The sequence below is a fragment of the Pricia sp. genome (genome assembly GCF_041745955.1).
Taxonomy (GTDB): Bacteria; Bacteroidota; Bacteroidia; order Flavobacteriales; family Flavobacteriaceae; genus Pricia.
This window is the reverse complement of record NZ_JBGTHY010000391.1, coordinates 1-4,184: the sequence shown is the minus strand read 5'-3', so window position 1 is coordinate 4,184 and position 4,184 is coordinate 1. Positions and strand designations below refer to the sequence as shown.

The 4,184-nt window shown below is 40.6% G+C and carries 5 protein-coding genes and 1 pseudogene; 5 read left to right on the top strand and 1 reads right to left on the bottom strand.

Features of this window, described 5'->3' with window-relative positions:
* From ACEW8S_RS14215 to ACEW8S_RS14195, 5 genes and pseudogenes are all read left to right on the top strand, one after another.
* Positions 1-778 (top strand): annotated as a pseudogene (locus ACEW8S_RS14215) (hypothetical protein); the annotation flags it as partial.
* Positions 711-1,667: a hypothetical protein gene (locus ACEW8S_RS14210; protein ID WP_373518799.1), complete on the top strand. Its 957-nt coding sequence runs from the start codon at positions 711-713 to the stop codon at positions 1,665-1,667. The pseudogene ACEW8S_RS14215 and the gene ACEW8S_RS14210, both read left to right, overlap by 68 nt.
* 50 nt (positions 1,668-1,717) lie before the next feature.
* The gene (rlmB, locus tag ACEW8S_RS14205) at positions 1,718-2,452 is read left to right on the top strand and encodes a 23S rRNA (guanosine(2251)-2'-O)-methyltransferase RlmB (protein WP_373518798.1); all 735 of its coding nucleotides are present in this window, start codon (positions 1,718-1,720) and stop codon (positions 2,450-2,452) included.
* Between the two features lie 173 nt (positions 2,453-2,625).
* Positions 2,626-2,874, top strand: a complete 249-nt coding sequence (locus ACEW8S_RS14200) for a DUF6364 family protein (RefSeq protein WP_373518797.1) — start codon at positions 2,626-2,628, stop codon at positions 2,872-2,874.
* Complete coding sequence (locus ACEW8S_RS14195) at positions 2,871-3,341, top strand: type II toxin-antitoxin system VapC family toxin (protein ID WP_373518796.1); 471 nt, start codon at positions 2,871-2,873, stop codon at positions 3,339-3,341. The genes ACEW8S_RS14200 and ACEW8S_RS14195 overlap by 4 nt, the downstream gene beginning before the upstream one ends.
* A 94-nt stretch (positions 3,342-3,435) precedes the next feature.
* Here ACEW8S_RS14195 and ACEW8S_RS14190 read toward each other — a convergent pair.
* Positions 3,436-4,184 (bottom strand): rhomboid family intramembrane serine protease (locus ACEW8S_RS14190; RefSeq protein ID WP_373518795.1); only part of this gene is annotated, 749 nt, incomplete at its 5' end.

Below are 4,184 nucleotides of genomic sequence, written 5' to 3'. Positions count from 1 at the left end.
AATTCCGAAAGAAAATCTATTTGTACATTATAATTCGAGTGTACTATTTTCCGGGGAGACCTTGTATTACAAAATTTATTGCTTGAACGCTAAAACAGCGAATTTGAGCAGCCTTAGCAAGATTGCCTACATTGAATTGGTGACTTCCGATAAAACTTTCGTTTTTAAACATAAGGTGAAACCGAATTCGGGGCAGGGTCAGGGAGACTTTCTCGTTCCGGTAGATGTACCGTCCGGAAATTACAAATTTATTGGGTACACCCACTGGATGAAAAACGAGGGTAAGGCTTCCCTTTTTCATGGGAATATCATGGTCATCAATCCCTATGAAGAAAATCGGAAGCCGGTCGTGAAACGAGAAATGGATTTAGCGAAAACTAGCTCTGCCAAAATGACTTCGGACACCGCTCCCGAAAACTTAAAAACGCTCAATAGTAGCATCGAACTGTCAGTCGATACCCCTTCCCACAAAAAAAGAGAAAAAGTTTCTCTGAGTCTTTCCTCTTTAAATGATGCTAGGGGGTATGGCCAATATTCATTGTCAGTGCGCAGGGTAAACTCTATAGATACCCCACCACTTGAGACAGCGCGGTACTTTCGCGCATCTTTACCGAATAACCGAAATCATCCAAGGAGACTCGATTTATCTGCCGGAGCTGAGGGGGGAGTTGATTTCAGGAAAAGTAGTATCAAAGATAACAAAGCAACCAATGGCCAATGCTCAAATAGCCATATCAATACCGGGCAAGGCATATGTGTTCGATATTGTCAAAACTGATACAAAAGGCCGATTCTTTTTTAATTTGGATAGGGATTACGATGGGGAAAATGCCATACTCCAGATATTAAATGAAAATAAAGAGGCTAAAATACAGGTAGATAGGCACTCTTCAGTTGATTATCGAAATCTGGAATTCGCCCCACTTCGCATCGATTTAAAAATGAAAAAAATTATTGAAGAACGTAGTGTGCACAGTCAAATCGAGAATGCATATTCCGAAAAAAAACAGGATACAATAATTCAGGGAGAAGTAACCTATCCCTTTTTCTACGATAAAAACTTTATCAGTTTCGACTTAGACGATTATACAAGGTTTCCTACCGTAAGGGAAACCTTTATTGAGGTCGTTCAATACGCATCCATAAGGAAGAATCGAAAAGGCCTACCGGAATTTTCGGTTACACAAGACAATACCCAACTAAATTCCTATGCTTCCCCGTTGGTCATAGTCGACGGTATTTTGCTGCAAAACCATACTGATATCATTGAATATGGTGCCAATAATATAAAACGGATACTTGTTTTTCGGGATAGGTATTTTTATGGTTTTAAAAGCTATCAAGGTGCTTTGGTTTTTGAATCCTTAAACGGCGATTACGTTGAGAGGCAAAGTAGAAAAGATACCTATGTCACTAAACTGTTCAAGCCCCAGCCAAAAAAAGAATATTTTCAGCAAAAATATGGTAGCGGTCAAAGTCAGGTAGCTGAGCATATTCCCGATTATAGATATCAATTACTCTGGGAGCCAAATATTTTGCTTATTAAAAAGAAAACGACCATTGATTTTTTTACCTCGGATGTGACCGGTGAGTTTGAAGTTCGCTTAGAAGGCTTTACGAACGAAGGAAATCCAGTTTCCCTTAACACCTCTATAACCGTGGATTAATATATTCATCCTAATGACCAATACAAAGGTTCTCTATCTATCTTTACCATATGCAAAATAAAACCCAAATCTACGGCATCCGCGCAGTTATAGAAGCTATAAGCGCCAACGAGCCCATGGATAAAGTCTTCATCCAAAAAGGGCTTAAAGGAGATTTGTCAAAGGAGCTTGAAGGATTGATTAGAAAAAACGGTATCAATTCATCCTACGTACCCATCGAAAAGCTAAATCGCCTGACGAAAAACAATCATCAGGGCGTCGTGGCCAATATCTCCCCGATTATTTTTTATGACTTGGAAGAACTTGTGGCCAAGGTTCTTGAAAGGGACAAAATCCCTCTTTTTCTATTACTTGATCAACTCTCCGACGTTCGAAATTTCGGGGCCATCATCAGAACGGCGGAATGCACCGGGGTGGATGGGATCATCATCCAGAAAAAGGGAGCGGCACCGGTTACGGCAGATACTATAAAAACGTCTGCCGGGGCGGCCTTTAAAGTGCCTATCGCCAAAGTAGACCATATCAAGGATGCCGTCTTTTATTTGCAGGCAAGTGGTATAACGGTAGTTGCCGCTACTGAAAAGACCGATAACACTGTTTATGATGTTGATTTTACGGAACCCTGCGCCATTGTAATGGGGTCGGAAGACCGTGGCATCTCCCCTTCTACCCTGAAGGCGGCAGACCATCTAGCAAAATTGCCCTTGCTGGGCGAAATCGAATCGCTGAACGTTTCCGTAGCCTGTGCGGTTTTTTTGTATGAGGTAGTGAGGCAGAGGAGGTAATCTAAAATCTCTAATCTATACAAATTCCAAATGGTAATGTAACCGTTCTTACAGCCAATCCATTAATATAGGGCCATCCGCTTTTATTCTTAGTTATTCCATACAAAAATATGTTTTGGGAAGTAGCGCAGTACGTATTATTTAATTATATTTGTACGCACAAATCAACTGTTATGGACACAAAATTGACATTAAAACTTAATCAGGAAGTTATCGAGAAAGCAAAAAAGTATGCCTCCGATAAAAAACTGAGTCTATCTCGGATAGTGGAATTTTATCTTCAATCATTGACGAGGGAAGATAGCGACGACGATTTTGAAATCTCGCCCTTTGTAAAAAGCATTTCAACGGGAAAGAGCCTTCCGACCGACTTGAATTATAAAAAAGAATATTCAGATTATTTAATGCACAAGCATAAATGAAAAGCAGGCTTTTTATCGATACCAATATAATGTTGGATTTTCTAGGGGAAAGAGAACAATTTTATAAGCCCGTTGCAAAGTTGGCGACCTTAGCGGATAAACGAAGGCTCGACTTGGTGGTTTCCCCAATTTCGTTCGCTACTGTCAATTACTTTCTGACCAAAAACGAAACTCCGGAAGTTGCCAAGGAAAAGCTAAGAAAATTCAAAATTATAACCGAAATCTGCAAACTGGATGAACATACCATCGAAAAGGGATTAAATTCTTCATTTAATGATTTTGAGGACGCGCTTCAGTACTTCAGCGCTGTCGATTCCGATTGCGACATCATAATCACGAGAAATGGAAAAGATTTTAAAGAGTCATTGATTCCGATAATGACGCCCAATGAATATTTGAACAGCATCCGAAAAAAAATAACTGCTATAGAGATACGGGCGCAACGTTCGCACCATCGGAGGGTTTAAAGTTGTTGACATTCAAAGTTTAAATCAACCTTTACGTTGAACTTTGAACCTGCCAAGGGCACGATTAAACCTTGAATTTTTTGCCGCCAATCGCCTAATTTTCCTGATTTTTATCCCTCCCTTCTTTTTTAAAATGAAAGTTGATTTTAACAGCTTCCCCATCGATTTCTTTAAACCGATTTCCCACAAAATTCCCGTCCTCATCGAACTGTTGCAGAAATTCGTCGGCTTCCTCGTTATAATATTCATGTTCCCAGTCGAATTTTTTGGGTGCGGGGATATCCGATTTCATGAAGAAAGCCAGGGCGATTCCCGCCAAAAAGCCGCCTAAATGACCTTCCCAAGAAATACCATCCTCCACAGGAAAAATATACCATAGCATACTGCCATAAATAAAGACTACGATCAGTGACAACGCAATGAGACGGTAGTGTTTGGTAAAAATCCCTTTAAAAAAAATAAAACTGGCCAAAAGGTAAATAACCCCGCTGGCACCGATGTGGTACGAAGGCCTACCCATGGCCCATGTAAAAAGTCCTGAAACCAGTACTCCAATAAGCAAAACCCGAAAGGCAATGCTTCTGTAGAAATAGAACAAGGCGGCTGTCAACACGGCCAAAGGTATCGTATTATTGTACAGATGCTCGAGCGAACCGTGGATAAAGGGACTGAAAACAACCCCTTTTAATCCGGCTATTTTTTGTGGATAGATGCCGTAATCGTTCAGGTTGACCTGAAACCGGAGTTCCATCCAATACACCATCCAAATAGTTATTACCGCAAATAGGGGCGCGATAACAACGGCATTGGTGAACTTGAAATAGTGGGTTTCGGACATGGTAC

Coding starts and splice junctions, on each gene's coding strand:
- ACEW8S_RS14210 (WP_373518799.1), top strand. CDS start 711: ATGGCCAATGCTCAAATAGCCATATCAATACCGGGCAAGGCATATGTG.
- rlmB (WP_373518798.1), top strand. CDS start 1,718: ATGCAAAATAAAACCCAAATCTACGGCATCCGCGCAGTTATAGAAGCT.
- ACEW8S_RS14200 (WP_373518797.1), top strand. CDS start 2,626: ATGGACACAAAATTGACATTAAAACTTAATCAGGAAGTTATCGAGAAA.
- ACEW8S_RS14195 (WP_373518796.1), top strand. CDS start 2,871: ATGAAAAGCAGGCTTTTTATCGATACCAATATAATGTTGGATTTTCTA.